Raw genomic sequence first — 4,661 nt, 5'->3', positions numbered from 1 at the left:
GGTAAGCCCGGCGGGGTGATGTTCCACAGCGATCAGGGCAGTCATTATACGAGCAGGCAGTTCCGGCAGTTATTGTGGCGATACCAGATCAGACAGAGTATGAGCCGGCGCGGAAACTGCTGGGATAACAGCCCAATGGAACGCTTCTTCAGGAGTCTGAAGAACGAATGGATGCCGGTGGTGGGTTACGTAAGCTTCAGCGAGGCAGCTCACGCCATAACGGACTATATCGTTGGATATTACAGCGCACTAAGACCGCACGAATATAACGGTGGGTTACCCCCAAACGAATCGGAAAATCGATACTGGAAAAACTCTAACTCGGTGGCCAGTTTTTGTTGACCACTTCAGACCGCAACTTTACCTTCGAGAGAAAATGCACTTAAAATCATAACAATACCTTATTCGTTTATGCCCACAACTAGCGCAAATCTTTAACGGCCACATGGTCCATATCATCAAAGACCTGGTTTTCACCAACCATGCCCCAGATAAAGGTATAAGCTTTGGTTCCGACGCCGGAATGAATCGACCAGCTCGGGGAGATCACCGCCTGCTCGTTATGCATCACAATGTGACGCGTTTCTTGCGGTTGCCCCATCATGTGGAAAACGCAGGCGTCATCATCCATATTGAAATAGAAATAAACTTCCATCCGGCGCTCGTGGGTGTGACACGGCATGGTGTTCCACAAGTTACCTGGAGCCAGCTCCGTCAGCCCCATACTCAATTGGCAGGTTTCCAGCACATCCGGGACAAAATATTTGTTAATAGTGCGACGGTTACTGGTGAGGTTATCGCCTAACGTGACTGGAGATACTTCGTCCGGGGTGACTTTTTTGGTGGGATACGTCGTATGCGCGGGTGCGCAATTGTAATAAATGGCGGTATCAATACTGGCAAAGACAACTTCTTTTGCACCTTTACCAACATACAGGGCGTCGCGGTGACCGATTTCATAGCATTGGCCATCGACAGTAATCGTACCGGCACCGCCAATATTGATAACACCTAACTCGCGACGTTCAAGGAAATAGCTTACGCCGAGTTGTTTACCAACTTCCCCGCCAACGGAAACCGTTTTAGTTATCGGCATAATGCCGCCAACAATAATTCGGTCAATGTGGCTGTAAACCATGGTGTACTCATCGGCGACAAATACCTTTTCAACCAAAAATTCATTGTGCAGCCCTTGGGTATCCAGCGTTTTTGCGTGCGCACTGTGGATGCTCTGTCTTACGTCCACATCAACCTCCGATAATCAGTGAAGCGTGAAAATAGAAAACGATAGTGAAACACTGTTTCGTTTTCTCTATAAAGGGATGATATGCCCATGGGCTAGGGTTTTCAATTAAAAATAAAACAATGTTTTATTTTTAAGTTAAGGATTAAAAAAAGTGCAGTGTCGATCACGAATATGTCATGAGAATGGAAAAATGAGGGAGCCCAGAAAATGTATGTCGACTTGCCAGCCATCATTATTCAACAGATTAATGACGGCAGATATTTATCGGTAAGGAGGAAATGCAGAGCTACTCGTCACGTTCAATGGTCAATGCCACGCCCTGGCCCCCGCCGATACAAAGCGTTGCCAGCCCTTTGCGGGCATTACGTTTCACCATTTCATGAACCAGAGAAACCAGGATTCGGCAACCGGAAGCGCCTATCGGGTGACCGAGTGCGATCGCGCCACCATTGACATTGACCCGACGCTCATCCCACTCAAGCATCTTGCCAACCGAAAGCGCCTGTGCAGCAAACGCTTCATTAGCCTCGATAAGATCGACATCAGCCAACTGCCAGCCTACACGCTCCAGGCAACGGCGGGTCGCATACACCGGCGCAATTCCCATCAATGCCGGATCTACACCAACGCTGGCAAATGCGCGGATGCGGGCCAGCACGGGTAAATTCAACGCTCGTGCTTTGGCTTCGCTCATCATCATTACCGCAGCTGCGCCATCGTTTATGGATGATGCATTCCCCGCGGTCACAGAACCGAGACTATCAAATGAAGGATTTAAACGGGCTAAACCTTCTGCACTGGCGTCAGTGCATGGCTGTTCATCGGTATCAACAACCAACGTCTGACCGTTACTTTGGATCATTACCGGGACGATCTCATCTTTAAATCGTCCGGCGTCAATCGCCGCTCGCGCTTTTTGTTGCGAGCTAAGTGCGTAAGCATCCTGCAACTGACGGCTGATGCCATATTCGCGAGCCAGATTTTCGGCGGTGACACCAATATGATAATCATTGAAGGCATCCCACAACCCATCATGCACCAGACTGTCAACCAACTGGCTATTGCCAAGCTGTGCACCGGTGCGGCTATCAGTCAGAACATGTGGTGCGCGGCTCATGTTTTCCTGGCCACCGGCGATGACAATATCAGCCTCGCCACACTGTATCGCCTGAGTAGCCAGATGCAGTGCTTTAAGCCCAGAACCGCAAACGTCATTAATAGTGATTGCAGAAACGCTATTAGGAAGACCACCTTTAATAGCCGATTGCCTTGCCGGATTCTGCCCTGCCCCTGCAGTCAACACCTGACCAAGAATTACTTCATCCACCGCATATGCAGGAACGCCGGTACGTTCTATTAACGCTTTCACGACCAAACTACCAAGTTCCACGGCGGAATGACCCGCTAACGCACCACGAAAGCAGCCGATAGGTGTCCGTAACGCCCCGACAATCACAACGTCTTTCATCACAACCTCGCACCAATTAACAGTGCAATAGTAAATGATTGTTAATTACAGTTATCTTAATTGTTTAAAAAAAGTGATTTTTATCACAAAGGAAATATGCCTGAGCAGCAGTCAGATACATAACTGGCACGTAAGGTTTGCAACCACTAACCCACCAATAGAGGGGTAGATAGGGCGTTAATCTCCCATACTTAACCTGGTTTATGGTAAATTGCCCTCCATTTTGTTTAATTTGTAGATGATATGTTCAGATAATGTCTAATATTTGGTCTAAAGAAGAAACTCTGTGGAGTTTCGCGCTCTACGGCACAGCCGTTGGTGCAGGCACGCTCTTCCTTCCTATTCAGTTAGGTTCGGCAGGGGCTGTGGTCCTGTTTATTACTGCTCTGGTCGCCTGGCCTTTAACATATTGGCCACATAAAGCTTTATGCCAGTTCATCCTCTCATCGAAAACATCAGCAGGTGAAGGGATAACGGGCGCGGTAACACACTACTATGGCAAGAAGATTGGTAATCTGATTACCACGCTGTACTTCATCGCCTTTTTTGTCGTCGTGTTGATATATGCAGTGGCAATTACCAACTCACTTACAGAACAGCTGGCAAAGCATATGGTTATTGATCTTCGCATCCGTATGTTGGTGAGTCTGGGTGTTGTATTAATCCTGAATCTCATTTTTCTGATGGGACGCCATGCAACCATTCGGGTAATGGGTTTTTTGGTATTCCCATTGATTGCCTATTTCTTATTTCTTTCCATTTACCTTGTCGGTAGTTGGCAACCTGATCTATTAACGACCCAGGTAGAGTTCAATCAGAATCCCCTTCACCAGATATGGATATCGATTCCCGTGATGGTTTTCGCCTTTAGCCATACGCCCATTATTTCTACGTTTGCCATAGACAGACGTGAAAAATATGGCGAACACGCTATGGATAAATGCAAAAAAATTATGAAAGTCGCTTATCTCATCATCTGCATAAGTGTACTGTTCTTTGTCTTTAGCTGCCTGCTTTCTATTCCACCTTCGTATATTGAAGCGGCTAAAGAAGAAGGGGTCACCATTTTATCGGCGCTTTCTATGCTGCCGAACGCCCCAGCATGGTTGTCAATTTCCGGGATTATTGTCGCAGTAGTTGCGATGTCGAAATCATTCCTGGGTACGTACTTTGGCGTTATTGAAGGTGCCACGGAGGTCGTCAAAACAACACTACAGCAGGTTGGTGTAAAGAAAAGTCGTGCATTTAACCGCGCACTATCAATTATGTTGGTATCGCTGATTACCTTCATTGTTTGTTGCATTAACCCGAACGCGATTTCGATGATTTATGCGATCAGCGGCCCGCTCATTGCCATGATACTTTTCATCATGCCTACGTTGTCAACGTATCTGATCCCGGCGCTTAAACCCTGGCGCTCCATCGGAAATCTGATTACGCTGATCGTGGGTATCCTGTGCGTATCGGTAATGTTCTTTAGCTAATATCCGTTGTGGATGGTTCAAAATTGCTACAATTTTGAACCATTCCATTTTTCATAATATTCATTTGTTATTATTCCGCCCTATCACTTCTCTCGTCATATCCTAGAATTATCAGTTAGTTAAACACACAAAGAGATCTGAACATCTTAAATAAGACTATTTAAGATGCATAACTTAGATTCGCAAGATATCTTCTGGTCATTCAAAAACAATTTGCGATATAGATATTCTCATACCATGAGATAGTTATCTGGGTAATGCTGCCAACTTACTGATTTAGTGTATGATGGTGATTTTAAGGTGCTTGCGTGGCTTCCATTTCCATCAGATGTCCTTCCTGCTCCGCTACTGAAGGCGTGGTGCGTAACGGCAAAAGCACTGCCGGACATCAGCGCTATCTCTGCTCTCATTGCCGTAAAACATGGCAACTACAGTTCACTTACACCGCCTCTCAGCCCGGTAC

At 46.6% G+C, this 4,661-nt stretch carries 5 protein-coding genes; 3 read left to right on the top strand and 2 right to left on the bottom strand.

Annotated elements, in window-relative coordinates:
- A partial coding sequence (locus BFF42_RS11315) for an integrase core domain-containing protein (RefSeq protein WP_073841232.1) occupies positions 1–342 on the top strand: 342 nt, incomplete at its 5' end.
- Between the two features lie 79 nt (positions 343–421).
- On the opposite strand, the gene kduI is transcribed toward BFF42_RS11315, so the two are convergent.
- Positions 422–1,246, bottom strand: coding sequence for a 5-dehydro-4-deoxy-D-glucuronate isomerase (gene kduI, locus BFF42_RS11310; RefSeq protein ID WP_000383218.1), 825 nt, complete (start codon positions 1,244–1,246; stop codon positions 422–424).
- Positions 1,247–1,532: 286 nt separating this feature from the next.
- Entirely contained in the window at positions 1,533–2,714 is a 1,182-nt protein-coding gene (locus BFF42_RS11305; RefSeq protein WP_000656020.1) for an acetyl-CoA C-acetyltransferase, read from the bottom strand.
- A 254-nt stretch (positions 2,715–2,968) separates the two neighbouring features.
- Between BFF42_RS11305 and BFF42_RS11300 the strand changes: the two genes are divergently transcribed.
- Entirely contained in the window at positions 2,969–4,198 is a 1,230-nt protein-coding gene (locus BFF42_RS11300; protein ID WP_000065943.1) for an amino acid permease, read from the top strand.
- A gap of 308 nt (positions 4,199–4,506) precedes the next feature.
- Positions 4,507–4,661 (top strand): IS1 family transposase (locus tag BFF42_RS11295; RefSeq protein WP_001348782.1); only part of this gene is annotated, 155 nt, incomplete at its 3' end.

It is taken from the genome of Shigella sp. FC1661 (assembly GCF_001712525.1).
GTDB classification, from domain to species: domain Bacteria; phylum Pseudomonadota; class Gammaproteobacteria; order Enterobacterales; family Enterobacteriaceae; genus Escherichia; species Escherichia coli.
This window is presented reverse-complemented; position numbering and strand designations above follow the sequence as displayed.

Excerpts from the sequence above, each read along its gene's own strand:
- BFF42_RS11300 (WP_000065943.1), top strand. The coding sequence starts at position 2,969 with ATGTCTAATATTTGGTCTAAAGAAGAAACTCTGTGGAGTTTCGCGCTC.
- BFF42_RS11305 (WP_000656020.1), bottom strand. The coding sequence starts at position 2,714 with ATGAAAGACGTTGTGATTGTCGGGGCGTTACGGACACCTATCGGCTGC.